This window comes from Candidatus Liberibacter sp. (assembly GCF_014048425.1).
GTDB lineage: Bacteria > Pseudomonadota > Alphaproteobacteria > Rhizobiales > Rhizobiaceae > Liberibacter.
On record NZ_JACETX010000001.1, the window covers coordinates 68775 to 89145 of the forward strand.

A 20371-nucleotide genomic window follows, 5' to 3' on the forward strand; every position below is an offset into this window, starting at 1 on the left:
AATAACCTGTAAAAGACTATTAACATAATTAAAGGAAGCATACGTCTAACTCGAAGAAGCATTAGACAAATGCCACAAATCATCCGTCAAAGTCATAGAATCCTATGCCAAATGCGAAGAACCAGACACCGAATGCATAGCAAAACACCTAGAAGCAGACGCCTAATACAGAGAAGAAAGAGCCAAGTTCACGGAACTCTACATCAAATTCATAGAATCAGATACCGCATTCAAAAAACGGATAAGCAAAGGTCACATACGTAGTAGAGCTCTTGTTGGTTAGCTATTAAAAAACGACTGGAATTCAATTTTTTTAAAGTATCATCAACTGGAGTATAAAAAAATTCGAAAGAGTAAGCCCATGAAATTATCTAAAATCCAAATGGATCATTTACTACCTCTTTTTGAAGACAATTCCCTTATCCTCCCTTCCAAAAACCATTCAAGCTTAGCAATCTGGTATTTGTGGATTTTCTCCCTCAGGGATTTATAATCTGCATTGCTATACCGCAATGTCCTCATCCTCCCTAAAAATCAGGGAAGAATGAATCAAAACCATATCATTCAAGGGAAAATAAGATAACAACGGCAACGATCGCCTCCTATTTTGAGCTCCCTATCTCCTGATAAAAAGAATGTTCAAAAAATTTTACAACGGCAATGATCACAAAAAATCATTACCTATAAAACTCCACCGATATACTAAATTTGAAACCTGAATTTTTATAAAAATGACTGATTTTAATCAACCTCTAACATCTCTTTTAATACCTCAGATGCCAAAGAACGCGTTATCCCTATCCCACGAGAAAATGCCAAATCATCTATTCTCTTGACCAGTTTTTCGGCGAATATTAACGATCTCTCCATACGCTGAATAATATAGGAAACTACTTTCTGATCAATAAAAATCTGACGATCGGAAAACATTTTAACGATCACTTTTTCTAAAAAATCATCGTCTGGAAAGCCTATTTTCACTACCGTTGCAGCTTTTAAACGAGAACGCAAATCAGGCAAACGAATCGACCAGTTAATAGGCAAAGTACGCGCCGTTAGCAATAAACTCGAATTATGCTGGTAAACACTATTAATGATGTGAAATAACTCCTTATCACTAAAACCAGTATTATCAGCATCTTCTAGTAGAACTGGTTTTGTCTGCGTTGCCATAAGAACTGAATCTAATCCTCTGATAGCACAAAGTTTCTCGCATCCACTCTTACTAGACCATATATTAGCTAAGTAAGATTTTCCAGAACCACTGGGTCCGACAAGAACTGCCACAGGCGATGGCCACGATGGCCATACATCTATCAGACGTACAGCTTCCTCAAGATAGCTAGGAACCAAAAGCCCCTCACGCTCAATCTTTTCAAAAAACCTCGGAAAAGATAAGAATAGTTGTTCTTCGTTTCTTTGCCGGACGGATTCTTTCACAGAACAAGAAGAATTACAGCTTTTGACAATGAAACTCACGACTTATGATCTCCATCAGAGATTCTCTCTCTTTTGAGAAAATCTCTTCTCAGATATTGTGCGACGATAGCAATCAATATAACAATACACCATACTTTAAGAGCCAGGATTGCGAGACAATACGAGGAGAACTATAGTAGCCTATTTTGTCAAGCAAAAATGACCAAAACACATTATTGATGCGAGAAATTAGAATAAAAATTCACCTGATAGTACCAGCAATACGCTCATAATAATCTTGAACCTACGGGAGAGCAAATGTGAATAATAATGTAACAGGCAGAAACCTTACATACAGTGACGCCGGAGTCGATATAGAAGCAGGACAAAGCACCATAGAAAACATTAAACCTGCTATAAAATCTACAGAACGCCCAGGGACTGTTGGCGAAATTGGTGGCTTTGGAGGTCTTTTTGACCTGAAAAAGGCAGGTTTTATAGATCCTATTCTAGTAGCATCCAGCGATGGCATTGGTACTAAGCTAACAATATCTTCAAAAATGAATAAAAATGATACTATCGGCATAGATCTTGTCGCAATGTGTGTCAATGATATCGTAACTCATGGAGCTGAGCCGTTATTCTTTCTTGATTATTTGGCAACTAGTAAACTTAACCCTGATCAAGCAACTATCATCATAAAAGGGATTGCCGAGGGCTGTCGTCAAGCTGGTTGTGCGTTAATCGGCGGAGAAACCGCTGAAATGCCAGGTTTATATAGTGGAAAAGATTATGACCTTGCAGGATTTGCTGTCGGCGCAGCAGAACGTGAACACATCTTATCTCCTGAAAATGTCTGCGAAGGTGATATTATTATAGGACTCTCCTCTTCAGGATTACACTCAAATGGCTTCTCATTGGTACGGAAAATTGTTGAATTATCGCGTTTATCTTGGGACGATCCTTCTCCTTTTTCCTCTAACCAAAGCTTAGGAGAAGCATTACTGGAACCAACCCGAATCTACGTCAAATCCCTTCTCGCCGCCATCAAAAATACAAGACAAATAAAAGCACTGGCACACATCACCGGCGGAGGACTGACAGAGAATATTCCACGTGCCATTCCCTCTCATCTTCTTGCTGAAATCCATTTGGATTCCATAAAGGTTCCTGCAGCTCTATCATGGTTATCTCAAATAGCAAATGTAAACCCTTCCGAAATTCTCCGCACCTTTAATTGCGGCATTGGCATGGTTGCTATTATTAGCCCAGAAAACCTAGATTTTGTCACAAAAATTTTGAAAAATAATGGCGAAGAAATAACTCAATGCGGGAAAATCATACCTCGCAACAATACGACATCATCTATTCTCTACAAAGGCTTACTAATGCTATGACTCGCAAAAACATCATTATATTTATATCCGGTGAAGGCACTAATATGCTTTCCCTAATCCATGCAGCACAAAAACCATCTTATCCCGCTAAAGTTGTAGGTGTTTTTTGTGATAATCCTAACGCATCGGGACTTAGAAAAGCGCAAAAAGAACGCATTCCAACTTACTTATTCCCTTATAAAGATTGCCATTCAAAAGAGGAACATGAAAAAAAAATTCTTACACAACTTTCCTCTATAAAACCAGATTTTATCTGTCTTGCAGGATATATGCGTCTTCTCAGCAAGAGATTCATAGAGCCTTATACAGGACGTATCCTTAATATTCATCCATCCTTGCTACCACTCTTTCCAGGACTTCATACACATCACCGTGTCCTACAATCCGGAATCAAGATAACAGGATGCACTGTACATATCGTCACCGCTAGCATGGATAATGGACCAATCATCGCCCAAGCTGCCGTGCCCATATCCTCGAATGAAACAAAAGAAAGCCTCTCTCAAAAGGTTTTATCCACCGAACACCTTCTATATCCTTTAGCAGTCGAATATGTGATACTCGGGAAAAGAGCACAAGTCGAAAAAAACCATCATTATATCATGAGCATAGGATAAAAATAAAGTTTTTAGGGAGCTTTCTAATTGCAATCCCTACCAATACATACAACCTTTTGACCTAGACGCTGACGATAATAATAAACACTTTTAAGAGGAATCATTACCGATGGCGTCGTCATGAAGAAATCCACGGGATGCTTCATAAAAACCTCTGAGCATACCACGAATGTATTTTTATCAGCTATAGTAGAAGGAGGAGGACTGCTTTTCGAGACAGCTGATGGATGAGAGTTAGAAGACAAAAGCCACTGTCTAGTAGCCACACCCTTATCATCTATCCAATATCCAGACACCGTGATCGAAAGATCATTAATCTTATAGGGAAGCATAACAGATTCCGCAAATCTTTTTAAATTATTTAGATATGTTGAATTGATGGAAACCTCTTGTGCAACAAAATCCCCTATAGAACTTGCAATCCGAGTCATACGCTTCGACGTCGAATATAGTATAGTTATCTGATAGGTACCCATATAAATTATCAATAGCAGAGGTAAAATTATAGCCATTTCTATTCCTGCGACACCATTTTCGCAACGAATCATACGAAAAATCCAGCGATTCACACCCCTATGCCTCTTCATGCAAAATTCTCTTTATTAAAAAGGCTCATTTTTAAATGCCACAGTCGACATTATCAAATAATCCGCTTGTTTATCTTTATGCTTTACCGTAGACATGTACTTGCGCATAATATCAGTCAATATAGGCCAATGATAAAAAACCCTCAAAACGTTATAAGTCCCTGAACCACCAGGGTTAAAATCAAAATCTTTGGCATCTATTTCTGCATCAGAATTGGGATTCTTATCTACGCGAGGGATCTTGATGGGAATATCTGCTAGTGAATCTATCTTCCGGACATCTATATAAAGATCGTCTGGGATTAATTTTTCTTTTTCAGAACAAGAAATAAAAATTGATATTTCTTTACAAAATTCCTTCCGAAATTCCTGAATATTTATATGATCCTTTCGAAATTCTCCTGTACGAATCTTACGCGCAATATCATACGATGCATTCTCAATAACTTGTCCTGCGACGAAAGATATTGATGTTTCGAATATAGCAAATACAACAAGAAAATACGGAAAAGCTAGAAGAGCAAACTCAATAGCTGCAACTCCTTTGCTTGACACACAAAAAAATCTCAATCGTTTTAAAAATTTTTTTTTCATAATCTATCAACAACAATACTAAAATATCATAGAACAAGACATGTCTAAATATAAAAGTCTTTCAATGCATCCAAATCACCTCCTTGAGAGTATAACAGAATAGAAAAGTTTTTGTTAATAATTTTTCTCAAAGAACTGGATATGCCAATTTTTTAGAATACCATAAACATTTTTTTTCCTTTATTGCAATCTCAATACACCTATGAAAATTGAGAAAATCTGTTTCGACAAGAAAGCCCCTTGACAATATCTTCTGCGGTAATAATACCAATAATCTTCCCATTTTCGACTATACCAATTTTTTTCGAAGACCGAGATATAATATCAATAATATCTATTAAAGGCGTCTCTTTAAAAGCTGTCGTAGTAATATCTGAGGATTTATCCGACGGAAAAGCACGCATCACATCGCCTGCAACAAGAGCAACAATAGGATTTAATTTTTGTATGAATTCAGCAACATAGTCACTCGATGGATGCAAAAGTATATCTTGTGGCGTGCCACACTGAACAATACTCCCTCCTTCCATGATTGCTATACGATTCCCTAATCGAAAAGCCTCATCAATATCATGACTCACAAAAACAATCGTCTTTTTCAATTTATATTGTAATTCTAGCAATTCATCTTGAAGCCGCATCCTAATCAATGGATCAAGAGAAGAAAACGGCTCATCCATCAGCAAGATAGGCGCACCTGTAGCAAAAGCACGTGCAAAACCGACACGTTGCTTCATCCCCCCTGATAACATACTAATCTTACAATCAGCCCACTCTGCCAAATTTACAAGTTCCAACTGTTGAGCAACTCTAGCTTTTCGCTCAGAATCAGATATGTCAAGAAATTCCAAACCTAATTCAATGTTACGAGCTACGGTTCGCCATGGTAAAAGCGCAAACTGCTGGAATACCATAGAAATAGTATGTGTACGCAACTCCCGAAGAACGGTTGCATCTGCAGCGTATGGGTTAACTATACCCCTCTCCGTATAAACCAAAACCTCACCTCGTACCACAGGTGCCAAACCATTGATGGAACGCAACAAAGTAGACTTTCCAGACCCAGAAAGCCCCATTAATACAAGAATTTCCCCTTTTTTTACTTCGAGATTTGCGTTTACAACAGCTGAAACCATATTCGAAGAATTTATATCTTTTTTGATACCGTAACGGTCAAGCATCTTTTGGAATCGACCTGAATGCGCACCAAAAACAACATCAACATTGCGTAATTTGACTGCACAATCGTTCATGTCATATCCCTTGGCTCTACTGATATGCTAAACATACGATCAAGTATTATTGCCAGAATAACGATACAAAAACCTGACTCAAACCCTTTCCCTATGTCGAGATTGTTGAGAGCTCGTAAGACAGGAGTTCCAAGACCTTCTGCACCAACGAGTGCCGCTATCACAACCATTGACAAAGATAGCATAATGGTTTGCGTCAAACCAACCATAATCTGCGGTATTGCAAACGGTAGCTCTACTTTATAAAAAACCTGGAAAGATGTTGCTCCAAATGCACGTGCCGCCTCTGTCAATATCGGAGGCGTTGATCTGATGCCGATCTGGGTCAACCGAACAGAAGTTGGAACAACAAATACAATTGTCGCAATTAATCCCGGAACCATTCCGAGACCAAAAAGAATCATCGCCGGAATGAGGTAGATAAAGGTTGGAATAGTTTGCATTAAATCAAGAAGCAATCTTATAACAGCATAGAATCTTTGATGCCGAGCAGAAAAAACTCCAATGGGAACCCCTATCATCATAGATATACATGTAGAAACAATCACTAAAGCCAAAGTCTCTGTAGTCCCTTGCCAATATCCTTGATTCACAATCAATGCCAAACCTATAGCCGTAAAAATAGCAACCGCTATAGAACGTCTCAGCGCAAATGCTATAATAGAAATCACCATTATAGACATCGACGGAGAAGCCCATTGAAGAGCTGCCAAAAAACAATCTATAATACCGCGCAAACCATCTGATAATCGATCACAAAACCATCCGCCCCCATCGACAAAATATAAAAAAAAAGCCTGCAGGTAACCACCTAGGAGAATCCGTATTTGAGTAATCCAGCTCAATTTCCCATCCTATCTTCATGCAACAAGAACCAGCCAAGTATACTATACCAAAGAAAAATATCTCTAGCTCCAAAAGATACTATCAATGGAATTAATTTCCTAAAAACTTTTCAACCTCCTGCATGGGATCTTGTCCTTCAAAAGAAGTTACTCCTACAAGCCAAGCCTTTAAAAGATCAGGATTAGAACGAAGCAACTGCTTTCCAATAAACTTGGGATCTTCCTTATCGCTAAGAATTCTTTTCATCATTTCATTTTCCATTGCGACAGAAAATTTAATATTTTGAAGCAATCTGCTAACATTAGGACATGCATCTAAATAACCAGAACGCACTACAGTATAAACAGATGCCTCTCCCAAATTAGAGCCAAATACTTCATCACCACCAAATAAATAATGCACGTTTAATTCGAGATTTATAGGATGAGGTTCCCAACCTAAAAATACTGCTGGATGATTGTTCTTCTGATTGCGCTTGATTTGAGAAAACATAGCTTGTTCGGAGGACTCTACAAGTCGGAAACCCTTGAGAGAAAATTTATTGCTTGTGATCATATCCAGAATACGCTGATTACCATCATTTCCAGGTTCAATTCCATAAATCCTGGATCCAAGCTCTTTCTTATATTTTACAATATCCTTATAATCTCTTATACCAAGTTCGAATCCCGCATCATTAACTGCAAGCGTATATCTCGCTCCTTCAAGATTTTTCCCCGCCTTCTGAATTGATCCTTCCTTCAGATATGGACCAAGATTCGGCTCCATTGATGGATACCAATATCCCATGAATACATCTTCGTTTTTGTTTTTTAAGGATCTTATCGCCACAGGAAGAGAAAGCAATTTAATGTCTGTCTTATACCCTAATATTTCCAAAACAACCGAAGTCATAGCCGTTGTAGCAGCAATATCAGTCCAGCCACTATCAGCAAAACGCACAAGAGAACAGGACTTAGGATCTTTTGCTTGAACCATTAAAGGCACAGTAAAGACACATAAAAGAAACACTGTAATTGTGCGCATTATCCAAAAATTCATCTCTTCAACCCCCCTTCTTCAAATTACCAAGCGAATCCCAAAAATCCCTCATCCTCGAAAAACAATCTCGATAAAGGGAAGGTTGCCAATCTTTGCATAAAGGGGGACATAAAGCGAAACGTATAATCAAAGATTTTATTCCCATAACCAGAATCCAAAAAACCAATCAGCAATCAGCAATCAGCAATCAGCAATCAGCAATCAGCAATCAGCAATCAGCAATCAGCAATCAGCAATCAGCAATCAAAACAATATCAACCTATAAGCTAAAGCAATATCAAAAATGAACTATTTCTAAAAATAGCAAAAATTCCCTAGGAAAGAAAGAATACACAGATACAGCAAAATTCAGTTACAACAAAATTCAGCAAAAAGCCAAGCAAAACTCTTTTGTCTCGACAAAAAATCAAGCAGGCGAATAAATTTCCTAGACAAAAAATATTCTTAATTGAACCACTAAAAGAATTTGGAGCCCAAAATCCAAACAAACTTTATATAATCCAACTGAGCTTCCAAAAACTCTTTCCGCAACTTTTATCTTTCCTTTGCCTCCAATTTTGCTCAATGTATCTACAAATTTTTATTCTAGCATTAAGAGCTAGGCTAGACCAATCATACTTTTATAGTACTGATTAATAAGCCATTTTAGAATTTATGACACTTTACTTTTTAGGTTTTTTAGATCCCTCTTAGCTGCCATAATCTCGTCCCCGAAATAAATGAAATCTGAAAGAATGCCTAAAGCCCTTTTGAACTTCAAAGTGGCTTTAATCTCTGGTATTTTATGTCTGTTTTCTATAACACCAACACCAACAGCGGATAAACCTATTATTCATCGCCAAGCCCTGCTTGTGTAAAGAGGTATGTCTTTTCTTGTAGTCTCAAGGCGTTTGCCTATCCCTACGGGATTTTAAAGTACGCTTCTTCATTTTTTCTGCATATGCCCTATCTATGGAAATACACCGAACACGTTACGTAAAAACAAGGCGTAATTTTGCTTGTTTGAATAAAACAAACATCAAGACTATGATAAGGGGCATAGCTGAGCGGGATATTTAAAGCAATATCGTGCCAATCAGTCGGAATATACAGCTTCGACAGAAGACAAAGACAAAGATGTATTTTCGTCTCAGAGAAAATATTTAATCTACTGGGCTTTATGAGCCATTAGAGCTATCCGAGATATAAAAATTCTTATGCCATATTATCATATCTTTGGGGACGGTAATATAGCCCTGAAAGGGCTTGTCTTATAAGCTTATTGTACGAATGCCTCAATTAGTTGACAAAGCCTGCTTGTGGTTTTTGATTGCCCGATTTTGTGCAACTCTTTGAAACGCATGCTTATCCCTCTCCAATCAAGACTATTCACCTCACCTTCTAATCATTTCGCTCTTATTGCCTAAACGTAGGGCTTGTTCTATCGGCTATCCTAAAACAAAGAAGTGATTTAAAAGCCATGAATTACAAGTCTCTGCGGAGTGGTAGGCGTGTTTTCTAGTCCCTTGCGATAAGAATATATGACCTTTCCGTGCTCTTATTCGTTCTCTCACCGCATAAGATGGATATCCTAATAACTTTTTCTCTGTTCATCATGGAAAATCAATTTTGACGCGCTCGCCTCTAATCTTAAAAGACTCAAACTTATACAGCCTATTATCCTTTTCTATTTCAATATGAATTTTGATCTCTTTTGCTATTCTAGCTACGTTCTTTATATCAATGCGTCCTTTGGTGCTCATAAGCACACCTTGTTGTAGCTGTTCCATTGCATGTATTAGGCTTTTTACGGGCAATATTCCTCCCACTTTCTTCGCACTTGTAATAAATTAAAATAACTGGCACTAACTTGCCATTAACCTTTAATCCCATGTCTTCGACATATATCAGCGCCCTCTGGCATTACGAGGAAAAGATGGAGAAAAACCCATGAAAGAATTAACTTCTCAGTTTAAAATTCACAAAAAAATTAAGAACTGATTTAAAAAAGAATGTGATCCCCATTAATCTTTAAAATATTAATATTCACAAATAGATCTACAAATCTTCTAAAATGTATGCAGGATCCCTATCTAATATCTTGCTAACCATCCTCTTTTTTATCACTATCAAAAATTTGCAAAACAAAAACTTGTAAAATAAAAGATAAATAGCATATTTTCTGCAAGTAAAAGCGTTTAAGTGGCATTGAAAAATTCATTAGAACTAGCGCACAGGGTATATTAAAGATCATTTCCACCAAAAATCCATGTTATTTACTATATACTAAGCTATAATTACCGATACTTCTTGTTTAAATAAATTGCAGGATATATAGAAAAATGAATCGTATATCAGAAAAAACTTTTATTAGAAAATTCCATTGTATTTGTAAAATATTCTATCAAAAAACCTCATCCCTTTGCTGATATGCGTAAAATAGAAAAAAAACCGAGGATATTGATCGTTGACTACGAAGACAGTTTTGTTTATACGCTTGCTGACTATTTCCGCCAAACAGGAGCGATAGTAGCAATCACAAGAAGCCCTACGGCTCTAGAAATTCTTAATGAATTTTTCCCTGATCTAGTCATTTTATCCCCTGGCCCTGGTCTGCCACAAAACTTCAATTGCAAGGAAACCATAAAAAATATACGTCTATCTAACCTACCTATTTTTGGAATTTGTCTTGGATTGCAAGCAATTGCAGAGGCATATGGAGCTCAATTACATCAACTTCCGCAACCTTGCCACGGGAGAGTCTCACGTATAAACATAATCAAATCCAGCCCTATTTTTTCTAACTTAAACACAAAAATAATAGTAGGGCGATACCACTCGATCTGCATCGATCCTGCAACACTACCAAAAGAATTCATTATCACAGCTAAAAGTGAAGATGGCACAATCATGGGCATAGAACATATCAGCGAACCTGTTTCCGCCATTCAATTTCACCCGGAATCAATAATGACTTCTGATAATGATTCAGGTATAAAAATAATACGAAATGTCGTCGCATTCCTGCCACGTAACGTAAAAACAAATCTAAGGTAGTTAGTTAGGTAATTTCTTTATGAAACTTGATCATAAAAATACTATTGTGTTACAAATGGCACTTTGGGGAATTCCTTTATCCATAGCGATAACCCTCTTAAAACTCACGGCATGGTACATTACTGGCTTTGTATCATTATTGTCTGATGGACTTGAATCAATAGTTAGTATCGTAACTGCGACAATTTCTTACTTCACAATAAAATATGCATATCTTCCAGCCGACAACAACCATCCCTTTGGACATCAAAAAGCGGAATATATCGCTGCCGTTTTGGAAGGACTTCTGATTATCAACGTAGCGTTAGTGGTGTTTTATGAAGCATGGACACATCCTGTTAAAATGTCCTCTGAAAACATTTCAATATCAGGATTATTAGTCAGCCTTATCGCCAGTGCAGTGAATATGTTCTGGGGACGCTTTCTCATCCGAATCGGAGAGAGAAATCATTCCCCTGCACTCAAAGCGAACGGAAAACATCTTGTATCAGATGTTATGATGTCTATAAGCGTAGTCTCTGGTTTGTTCTTAGTAATAATCACAAAATATACCGCAGCAGATTCCATCTTAGCTGTTTTAATAGCCTGTAATATTTTATATCAAGGCTGGAAAATAATATCATTCTCTTTGGGCGGACTTATGGATAGTGCCGTAACCTTGGAAAATCTGGAAAAAATAAAGAATGTAATTGCACTTAACGCTTCTGGATCAATCGGAGTGCACGACTTGAAAATAAGACAAGCTGGTGCTACCTTTTTTGTTAATTTTCACTTGGTAGTGGATTCAAAAATGACAGTTGTGAATGCACATAAAATCTGCGACACTTTAGAAAAATCTATAGAAAATTCCGTCCCTAAAGCTTTCGTTACCATACATGTCGAACCTGAAAGTGAAAATCCTCATGGAATTAACATCAAGCTATAGGGAAACTTATGCTAATGTCTGAAATCAAAAAAGACGGATTATCTCTTCTTGGCAAAGCCACGAAGATTTGCCACAATCCTGAAGAAGCTTTATTAGAGAAAATTCCATCTAAAAACAAATCTTTAAAATATGTTATACGATTCACAGCACCGGAATTTACATCATTGTGCCCCATAACCTCTCAACCAGATTTCGCACATATCGTCATAGATTATATACCAAGAGACTGGTTGATAGAATCAAAATCCCTTAAGATATTCTTGGCATCTTTTCGCAATCATAATGCATTTCACGAGGATTGTTCCATATATATTGCACAGCGATTGGTACAAACCCTTGAGCCACAGTGGTTGCGTATTGGTGCATATTGGTATCCTCGCGGAGGCATTCCTATCGATATATTTTGGCAAACTTCCTCCCCACCAGAAGGAATATTCCTTCCACCTCAGGATGTACCAAACTATCGCGGACGGGGATAAACAACTTATCAATAAAATTTCACTTAGGTATATGCATTCCCATTACCTTAGTGATACCCTTGCGTGACAGAGATTCACTTGTCCTATAAAGAAGAAAAATCCTCTCTTTTAACCTCTGGTTTTTGAGAAAGGCTACTCAAAACAGCATTGATAAACTTCGGCTCATCTTGAGCAAAAAAAGTATGAGCCACTTCAACATATTCAGAAATCAACACTCCTACCGGAACAGAGCTACACCCAATGATTTCAAATGAACCTGCCCTTAAAATAGCACATACAATTAAATCCAACCTAGACAAAACCCATTTCTCTTGAAGGCAAGAAGAAATCAACGAATCAATTAACTTTTGATGCTCTACAACGCCCTGTACAAGCGTACTGAACCATTTTAAATCAACTTTTAAATCAATATTTCTATCTATCCCTTCACCAAATCGATATATCTCATACTCAGAGATAACCTCCTCTGCACTACAACCACTCATATCTATTTGATACAAAGCCTGAACTGCAGAAAAACGAGCCATCCGCCTTTGTTGAGCAGACTTAAATGGTACTCTACCGCCCTTCGTATTCATAAAATCACTGAAAAGAATTCTGTTTTAATTCAATCATTTTTAGCACAGCATGGGCTGCAAATCCCCCTCTATTCAACCGAGAAAAGCTAGCACGTTCCCAAGCCTGCTCTTCATTATCAACAACTAAAATTCCATTACCAATAGGCAAAGAATGCTTAATAGACAGATCCACCAGTCCACGCGTTGACTCTCGCGAGACAATATCAAAATGAGACGTCTCTCCCTTAATAACAATGCCAAGGGCAACAAATCCGCCGTATATTACTCCATTAGCATTCTTTGAAGCACTCATAGCCATACTGATGGCTGTAGGAATTTCCAAAACACCTGGAACAACAACTGAATCGAATGGAATACCCTCCTCCCTTAAAACAGCCATACAACCCTCAAGTAGCTCAAAAGAAAGACGATCGTAAAAACGCGCCTCTACAATCAAGACACGAGGAACAAAGGTTGACACTATTGACACTCCCCAAAATATAAAGAAAACCCTCAATTAGACTAGGAAAATTTCTAGACTATACTCAATAAACTACTATACAGCTCTTGTCCTTCATTCAAGCAATAGTCAACTCAAATAATCGAGAAATATAGCGCGCAATAGAATCAACTTCTATATTCACAAAATCCCCAACCTTACGCATACTCCAAACTGTCTTCTCAAGAGTATGGTGAATCAATAAAATATCAAAGGATTCCTCTCGTACAGAATTAACCGTAAGTGAGACCCCATCAAGACATACAGATCCTTTAACTGCAATAAATTTCTTCAGAGAATTTGGAAGACTCAATCGGCAACGCATAGAACTCTCAATAACATCCAGAGAAATAATTTCCACGGTTCCATCAACGTGACCAGAAACAAGATGACCACCTAACTCATCCTCCAATTTCAAAGAACGTTCCAAATTAATATGAGTTCCTACATCCCAAGAACTTATATTCGTCCTACAAAGGGTCTCTTCCCATGCCTCTACTTCATACCAATTACCGTCAGTAGAATCATCTTGCGATAGATTCACAACTGTAAGACAAATACCCCCATGCGCTATAGAACAACCCACATTCATCGTAGAAATATCATAGGCTGTCATTACACGCAATCGCTTTCCTTCTTTCATTGGAGAAACTGCTATAATCTTCCCTATATCCGTAACAATTCCTGTAAACACTAATTTTTCCTTAAATATTCAAAACAGACGTCAGAACCGAAATCATCACGTCGAGTACATAAGAAATTCTTTTCAAGGTGCTCCTCTCGAAGAGGAGAAGGAATACCCCTTGCCCCAATTATTTTCTTTGATTTATAAAGAGTAATAGAATCAACAAGTCCAGAAGTTATAAAAGAATGAGCTACTGATTTCCCCCCCTCTACTAATAAGGCAGTAATCCCATGATCTGCTAATATAGTCAGCAATTTTCCAAGATCATGACAATCACAATACAGAACCTCTATGTTCTCCCTTTTTAGCACCGTAGCCAATTCGGAACTATGATTTTCAGTAACAACAATAATTGGTGATAAAGATGCTGTCCTAATAAGCCTAGAATCTAAGGGTAATTCTAAACGTGAATCCAGAATAACACGAATTGGCGAACGAGAACAAAGCCCATCTAGTCTACACGTTAATTCTGGATCATCAGTTAATACCGTACCTATACCTACTAAGATAGCATCCGAATGTGCTCTAAGCAAATGAACTTGTGCCCTTGCAATCTGTCCCGTAATAGGAATTTTCCCACATCTTAAAGATCCAATCATATTATCTTTCGATAATGCAAGCTTGAGCTTTACATGGGAACGTCCTTGCACTTGACGTGTCAAATAAGCTTTGAGAAGTCGAACTCCCTCTCTTTCTAAAACCTGATCAACAACTATTCTCCCCTCTGATAATAGCGATAACCCGCGACCAGATACTCGTTTATCAGGATCAACAACACAAAAAACAACGCGCACTATTCCGGAATCAATAAGAAATTTTGCACAAGGAGGAACTTGACCATAATGCGAACATGGCTCCAAAGTAACGTAAGCCGTAGCACCTTTGGCTTCTTTTCCTGCTTCTTCAAGAGCTTGCGTCTCAGCATGAGGACGACCACCACAAGCTGTAATTCCTCGTCCAACAATAATACCATCCTTGACAATTAAACATGCAACGAACGGATTGGTTGCCGTCAATCCCATGCCCCAAGTAGAAAAACGCAAGGCAGAAGACATGAACCTTTCATCAAACGAAAACGTAGACATTTTTACGGTATCTTTATAAAAAATAGCACAATAAGCGGCAAAATAATAACCTACAAGAACTAGATTGACTCGAATAAAAGAATTCCATATTGCCTAATCACAATAAATTATAGGTAGGAAAATTGCCAATAAGCTCCCTAACTTTATTGCGTACCGATAATTCCGCAGAATTATCGCCTCTACAAGAGGTCTTTGAGACCCCATCTATAGCTTCAGAAATCAACTCACCAACATACTCAAACTCCGCCTCCTTAAAACCTCTCGTCGTCGCAGATGGCGCACCAAGACGAATACCTGAAGTGGTGAATGGCCTTTCCGGATCAAATGGAATGCTGTTTTTATTGCAAGCAATACAAACACGACCAAGAATGATTTCTGCCTCTTTACCTGTTATATTCTTCGTACGCAAATCCACCAGGATAAGATGATTATCAGTACCACCAGAAACAATATTAAAACCATTTGATTCAAGTTTCTTTGTAAGAGATCGAGCATTTTTTATAACCTGTTCGGCATAAATTCTAAATTCAGGACGCAAGGCTTCACCAAAAGCGACCGCTTTAGCAGCAATAACATGCATAAACGGACCACCCTGCAATCCTGGAAAGATGGCACTATTGATCTTTTTGGCCAATTGCTCGTCGTTAGTCATAATTATCCCCCCACGAGGACCTCTCAAAGATTTATGCGTAGTCGTAGTAACGACATGGCAAAATGGGATAGGCGATGGATGTTGCCCTCCTGCGACAAGACCAGATATATGTGCTATATCCGCCATAAGATACGCACCTATAGAATCTGCAATATCACGAAAACGGGACCAATCCCACAAGCGAGAATATGCCGTACCACCAGCTATAATCAGCTTTGGTTTATGCTTGATGGCCAAACTTTCAATCTCATCCATATCAAGCATATTATCTTTTTTACTAACATCATAGGGAATAGCCTCAAACCATTTTCCAGACATATTCACTGCTGAACCGTGTGTTAAATGACCTCCTGAATTAAGACTAAGACCCATAAACTTATCACCAGGTCGCAATAATGCCAAAAAAACAGCTTGATTCATCTGCGATCCAGAATGGGGCTGGACATTAACAAAACGAACATTAAATAGTTTTTTTGCACGCTCAATTGCCAAATTTTCAACATCATCAACATACTGACAGCCAGCATAATAGCGTTTCCCAGGATATCCCTCGGCATATTTATTTGTAAGAACAGATCCTTGCGCCTCTAAAACAGCACGCGAGACTATATTTTCAGAAGCTATTAACTGTATCTCCTGATGTTGCCGATCGGCTTCTCTCCCGATAATACAAAAGACATCAGGATCAGCTTCTACAAGAGGTTGATTAAAAAAGGTATTTTCAAATAATGTAGACATATATAACCTCCTAAAACCAATACACACACAAAATCACATTTATGACGATTCACAGAAACAAAACGCAATCCTAAAGAACAAAATACCTCATTAAAATCACATACCATAATACCTATAAATTGCATCAATGCGACGAAGAAACATCTTTAAAGGACACCCTAGGCAAAGGGATCGAATCCACATGTAAGCCACCATCCAAACCGTAAACATCGTCACGAAATTGCACAACTTGATCTTTTACCGACCAAGCAGATATATAAACAAAATGGACAGGAACCTCAACAGAGAGTTTGATTTGAGTGTTTTTACGACTTTCTATAAGCTTATCTACCTTGCGTCGCGACCAACCAGGTGTCTCTTTAAGCAGCCATACGTTGAGATCCTTGATATTATTAACGCGAACACAGCCAGAAGTTTCAAAACGCATAGTATTGTTAAATAAACTCGGCTCAGGAGTATCGTGCATATAGACGTTGTTTGGGCTATAAAATTCAATTTTGGCTGAAGCCATCGCATTAATTTTTCCAGGATCTTGACGGAAAATAAGGTTTGGCAGATCTGGAGAATTCCAATCAACATCTTCCGGACGAACTTCTTTTCCCTGATTGTCTATCAAATGAATATTACTGTTCGTCAAGTACATTGGGTCCTTGCGTACTATCGGAACGATATCGTTTTTAATAATAGACCGTGGCACAGACCAATAAGGATTGAATGAAATTCTACGTATAGCAGAGTGGAGTATAGGAGTTTGACGATCTACTTTACCAACTATAGCCACACTACGCAGTACTACTTCTCCATTTTCAACAGCTTCTACATAAGCAGCTGGTATATTGACCATGACATACCGCCGATCTGGATTTTTGGATAAATCGCCTCGAATACGTGCATAATTTATACGCAACTGTTGGAGTCTCTGGCTCGCCGAAACATTCATAGCATTGAGAGTAAGCTCTTCAACAACTCCATCGGGCGGCAATCCATGTCGAGTTTGAAAGTGTTCGACAGCAGATTTAACATACGAATCAAACACTGAAGAAGGGACTTCCATCAAAGAAAGATCCCCTGAAATTATCAATCTTTCCCGTAATTTCTTAACCGAATCACCAGAATCTCCTAAGCGCAAAGGCAAGGTTATTGATAACAATGGCCAACCACCTTTATCTACTATCCCTCGATAGGTTTTGATGGATTGTTTAATATGAGCCAAAGTTGCATCACTCAAAATAGGAATACTTGACCCAACGTCAACATCTACCCGAGAAAGAGAAGTATCGAATCGATCATCCCATATTGCATGGGACGATCCTTCAAGTGCTTCCTTGGGGACATCAGAATAAATAGGATTTCCCCTCAAAAAAAAGCTTATAAGAAACATTAAATGAATAAAAGAATCATATAAAACCCTTTTATTCTCAAACCATTTACTCATATCGCTTCCCTCTCCCTCACATCCTTTATCCCACGTATAACAATGATCATATCACTTGTCCAAAGCAAATACAGAATCAAGCAAAATCTTACACGATTTACAATTCAGAATAATAGGATTATTCAAAGGAAAACGATAAATAGAGATGTTATTCTTATCTTCCCCAAACAAACACTTCAAAGACGATACGCAATCTGATCTCCCCAAAAACGGTCTAAACGCTGTAATAATTTGTTCATCGCAATAAAATCCTCAACCGTTAATCCCCCTACTTTATCGATGGATGTTATGTGCCGCTGATAAAGTTTGAAAACTATTTCAGCTATCTCTTGTCCAGGCTTTGTGAGACTAATGCGAACTGATCGTTTATCCACAGAAGATCTTTGATGATTAATAAAACCGAGATCTATCAGTTTTTTCAAATTATATGATACATTTGATCCCAAATAATATCCTCGAGAACGCAATTCTCCTGCCGTTAATTCTGAATTTCCAATATTAAAAAGCAATAAAGCCTGTACAGCATTAATATCACTACGACCTTGACGCTCAAATTCGTCCTTTGTAACATCTAAAAGACTCCTATGCAAACGCTCAACAAGGCGCAAACATTCCACATAAAGGGAAGAAATATCGTTGCCGACTTTGTGTTCCAAGTTCGAAACCGCTTGCGACTGAACAGTAGTTATCATATGTATATACCTCTCTAGTTTTAAAATACCTATAGTCTTCAAGACTATATACGCCAGAGAATACTCTAAATTTTTCAAATTCTAATTAATGCTCCACATTACATCCAAGAATAATCTTTTGAGTGTTTTTGTAATACATTATCAAGCTACGAATAGTGATATATATAAGGATAATAAATACATGCATAATACACAGCATGCGATTAGGACCAAAGATACTTGAAAATCCCAAATACATAAAAAATTGCATAAAGACAGTAATTCCCCAAACAACTATTCCCCAAGATGCTCCTAACCATAGCCCTACGGTAGCAACAGGAAACAAAACACTAAAGCTAGAGATCACGACTTTCCATGGTACAGGCAATAAATCAAAGCTATAACGCCCTTCAAAAAAACATCCAGTTGCCATTCCCCAATAATATACCGTAAAAGAGAACGCAATTATTGCGGTAAAACGAATAAAAGGCACGAGTATAATTGTAGCATATGAAAAAATCGATATATTCATCATACCATTCTGGGTACCTCTCGCTGCACCATAGAAAGAGAATATTGTGAATTACTTTTTAAGATTCAGAAACTCTAATTTCCTTGCAATAAAGTTTTTCTATAAAGACATGTTTTATTTATATATGCAATGTTTTTAGCGTGAATGATGGAGAGGAATACTTCTGTGTATAATGCTAATAAAAGTGCTAACAAAATCGCCAATAGGATCTCCTGCCATCGACGCATGCGAAGAAATCGCAAAGCAGATTGGATACGAAGACTCGTTTGTGAAAGTCAGCTTTCTGTCAACGATCTGATTTTGCCTTTATTCCTTACTTCCGGACAAAATGTTGTAGAAACAATAGATTCAATGCCTGGAATCAACCGTATGAGCATTGATAAAGCAGTAGAAATCGTCAAAAAAGCAGCCGATTTAGGCATACCGGCTATTGCTATATTTCCTAATATAGAACCAAATCTACGCGATAATATGGGATCGCATAGCCTTGATGTCGGAAATGTTATCAACGAGGCTACCTATATTATAAAAAAAACCATTCCAAATATAGGTGTTATAACTGACGTTGCCCTAGATCCTTTTACCTCACATGGACATGATGGTGTATTGCGTGATGGTGAAATTATGAACGATGAAACTGTAGAGATCATCTCCCGTGTCGCAGTTGTACAAGCAGATGCAGGAGCGGACATTATCGCTCCATCAGATATGATGGACGGACGTGTACGTGAGATTCGAAAAGCACTCGACAATAGCGGTCATACAAACGTAGGTATTATGTCTTATGCCGCTAAGTTTGATTCATCTTTCTATGGACCATACCGCGATGCAATCTCTACCCGAGAATTCTTGAAGGGCAATAAAAAGACCTATTATCTTAATCCTTCCAATACACAAGAAGCCATTCGTGAAGCTTCTATCGACGTTGAAGAAGGCGCCGATATGCTACTCATTAAACCAGGATTGCCTTATCTGGATATTTGTTTTCAAGTAAAAGAAAAATTCGGCTTACCAACTTTTGCATATCAAGTTTCCGGTGAATATTCCATGATTCAAGCCGCTTCCTCCAAGGGATGGATTGATCAAGAAAATATTATAATGGAAACGCTTTTTGCTTTTAAACGTGCTGGGTGTGATGGAATTTTTACCTATTTCGCTATGCATGCCGCCCGCATCCTTACTCAATCCTAAGAGGTGATTTGCTTTATCCCGCATTCTTTCTAGATTTTTGAAACTCACCTACCCCGCGTATCATTTTGGAGAAACGATTATCCAAATCTGTTTTTCAATATCATAATCTAAAATCGTATTTTTCTCATCTCT

At 37.9% G+C, this 20371-nt stretch carries 20 protein-coding genes and 1 pseudogene; 6 read left to right on the forward strand and 15 right to left on the reverse strand.

Translation table 11 applies throughout. The features are described from left to right. Nucleotides 1–741: 741 nt before the first annotated feature. On the reverse strand, nucleotides 742–1479 hold the full coding sequence (locus tag H0G72_RS00285) for a P-loop NTPase family protein (protein ID WP_182016453.1): 738 nt from the start codon (nucleotides 1477–1479) through the stop codon (nucleotides 742–744). 260 nt (nucleotides 1480–1739) lie between these two features. Between H0G72_RS00285 and purM the strand changes: the two genes are divergently transcribed. Both purM and purN read left to right on the forward strand, forming a co-directional pair. Continuing rightward, nucleotides 1740–2816, forward strand: a complete 1077-nt coding sequence (gene purM, locus H0G72_RS00290; RefSeq protein ID WP_182016455.1) for a phosphoribosylformylglycinamidine cyclo-ligase — start codon at nucleotides 1740–1742, stop codon at nucleotides 2814–2816. Then, nucleotides 2813–3433: a phosphoribosylglycinamide formyltransferase gene (gene purN, locus H0G72_RS00295; protein ID WP_182016457.1), complete on the forward strand. Its 621-nt coding sequence runs from the start codon at nucleotides 2813–2815 to the stop codon at nucleotides 3431–3433. The genes purM and purN overlap by 4 nt, the downstream gene beginning before the upstream one ends. A 23-nt stretch (nucleotides 3434–3456) precedes the next feature. On the opposite strand, the gene H0G72_RS00300 is transcribed toward purN, so the two are convergent. The 6 genes from H0G72_RS00300 to H0G72_RS00325 form a co-directional block, all read right to left on the reverse strand. Beyond that, the gene (locus H0G72_RS00300; RefSeq protein ID WP_182016459.1) at nucleotides 3457–4020 is read right to left on the reverse strand and encodes a TadE/TadG family type IV pilus assembly protein; all 564 of its coding nucleotides are present in this window, start codon (nucleotides 4018–4020) and stop codon (nucleotides 3457–3459) included. A gap of 15 nt (nucleotides 4021–4035) precedes the next feature. Then, entirely contained in the window at nucleotides 4036–4575 is a 540-nt protein-coding gene (locus H0G72_RS00305; RefSeq protein WP_310649462.1) for a TadE/TadG family type IV pilus assembly protein, read from the reverse strand. 239 nt (nucleotides 4576–4814) lie between these two features. Beyond that, entirely contained in the window at nucleotides 4815–5867 is a 1053-nt protein-coding gene (locus tag H0G72_RS00310) for an ATP-binding cassette domain-containing protein (protein WP_182016463.1), read from the reverse strand. Continuing rightward, complete coding sequence (locus H0G72_RS00315) at nucleotides 5864–6712, reverse strand: ABC transporter permease (RefSeq protein ID WP_182016465.1); 849 nt, start codon at nucleotides 6710–6712, stop codon at nucleotides 5864–5866. The genes H0G72_RS00310 and H0G72_RS00315 overlap by 4 nt, the downstream gene beginning before the upstream one ends. Before the next feature lie 91 nt (nucleotides 6713–6803). Continuing rightward, nucleotides 6804–7742, reverse strand: coding sequence for a choline ABC transporter substrate-binding protein (choX, locus tag H0G72_RS00320; protein ID WP_182016505.1), 939 nt, complete (start codon nucleotides 7740–7742; stop codon nucleotides 6804–6806). A 1604-nt stretch (nucleotides 7743–9346) separates the two neighbouring features. Continuing rightward, nucleotides 9347–9550 (reverse strand): hypothetical protein, encoded by a 204-nt coding sequence (locus H0G72_RS00325; protein WP_182016507.1) that lies wholly within the window; start codon nucleotides 9548–9550, stop codon nucleotides 9347–9349. A 610-nt stretch (nucleotides 9551–10160) separates the two neighbouring features. On the opposite strand from H0G72_RS00325, the pseudogene H0G72_RS00330 reads away from it, so the two are divergent. The 3 genes and pseudogenes from H0G72_RS00330 to queF form a co-directional block, all read left to right on the forward strand. Further along, nucleotides 10161–10790 (forward strand): annotated as a pseudogene (locus H0G72_RS00330) (glutamine amidotransferase-related protein); the annotation flags it as partial. A gap of 19 nt (nucleotides 10791–10809) precedes the next feature. Then, on the forward strand, nucleotides 10810–11715 hold the full coding sequence (locus tag H0G72_RS00335) for a cation diffusion facilitator family transporter (RefSeq protein WP_182016469.1): 906 nt from the start codon (nucleotides 10810–10812) through the stop codon (nucleotides 11713–11715). 14 nt (nucleotides 11716–11729) lie between these two features. Next, nucleotides 11730–12194, forward strand: coding sequence for a preQ(1) synthase (gene queF, locus H0G72_RS00340; RefSeq protein ID WP_182016471.1), 465 nt, complete (start codon nucleotides 11730–11732; stop codon nucleotides 12192–12194). A gap of 83 nt (nucleotides 12195–12277) precedes the next feature. Here queF and nusB read toward each other — a convergent pair whose 3' ends face one another. The 8 genes from nusB to H0G72_RS00380 form a co-directional block, all read right to left on the reverse strand. Next, entirely contained in the window at nucleotides 12278–12772 is a 495-nt protein-coding gene (nusB, locus tag H0G72_RS00345; RefSeq protein ID WP_182016473.1) for a transcription antitermination factor NusB, read from the reverse strand. Nucleotides 12773–12776: 4 nt separating this feature from the next. Further along, nucleotides 12777–13235, reverse strand: a complete 459-nt coding sequence (gene ribH, locus H0G72_RS00350; protein ID WP_409049300.1) for a 6,7-dimethyl-8-ribityllumazine synthase — start codon at nucleotides 13233–13235, stop codon at nucleotides 12777–12779. Between the two features lie 94 nt (nucleotides 13236–13329). Continuing rightward, a complete protein-coding gene (locus H0G72_RS00355) occupies nucleotides 13330–13944 on the reverse strand; it encodes a riboflavin synthase (protein WP_182016477.1) in 615 nt (204 codons plus the stop codon). Beyond that, nucleotides 13944–15020: a bifunctional diaminohydroxyphosphoribosylaminopyrimidine deaminase/5-amino-6-(5-phosphoribosylamino)uracil reductase RibD gene (gene ribD, locus H0G72_RS00360; protein WP_182016479.1), complete on the reverse strand. Its 1077-nt coding sequence runs from the start codon at nucleotides 15018–15020 to the stop codon at nucleotides 13944–13946. Before ribD ends, H0G72_RS00355 begins: the two co-directional genes overlap by 1 nt. A gap of 97 nt (nucleotides 15021–15117) precedes the next feature. After that, on the reverse strand, nucleotides 15118–16410 hold the full coding sequence (glyA, locus tag H0G72_RS00365) for a serine hydroxymethyltransferase (protein ID WP_182016481.1): 1293 nt from the start codon (nucleotides 16408–16410) through the stop codon (nucleotides 15118–15120). A 124-nt stretch (nucleotides 16411–16534) separates the two neighbouring features. Further along, on the reverse strand, nucleotides 16535–17845 hold the full coding sequence (locus tag H0G72_RS00370) for a L,D-transpeptidase family protein (protein WP_182016483.1): 1311 nt from the start codon (nucleotides 17843–17845) through the stop codon (nucleotides 16535–16537). A 176-nt stretch (nucleotides 17846–18021) separates the two neighbouring features. Next, nucleotides 18022–18537: a transcriptional regulator LdtR gene (ldtR, locus tag H0G72_RS00375; RefSeq protein ID WP_182016485.1), complete on the reverse strand. Its 516-nt coding sequence runs from the start codon at nucleotides 18535–18537 to the stop codon at nucleotides 18022–18024. A gap of 85 nt (nucleotides 18538–18622) precedes the next feature. After that, the gene (locus H0G72_RS00380; RefSeq protein ID WP_182016487.1) at nucleotides 18623–19051 is read right to left on the reverse strand and encodes a DUF6163 family protein; all 429 of its coding nucleotides are present in this window, start codon (nucleotides 19049–19051) and stop codon (nucleotides 18623–18625) included. Between the two features lie 141 nt (nucleotides 19052–19192). Between H0G72_RS00380 and hemB the strand changes: the two genes are divergently transcribed. After that, complete coding sequence (hemB, locus tag H0G72_RS00385) at nucleotides 19193–20239, forward strand: porphobilinogen synthase (RefSeq protein ID WP_182016489.1); 1047 nt, start codon at nucleotides 19193–19195, stop codon at nucleotides 20237–20239. Nucleotides 20240–20371: the final 132 nt, after the last annotated feature.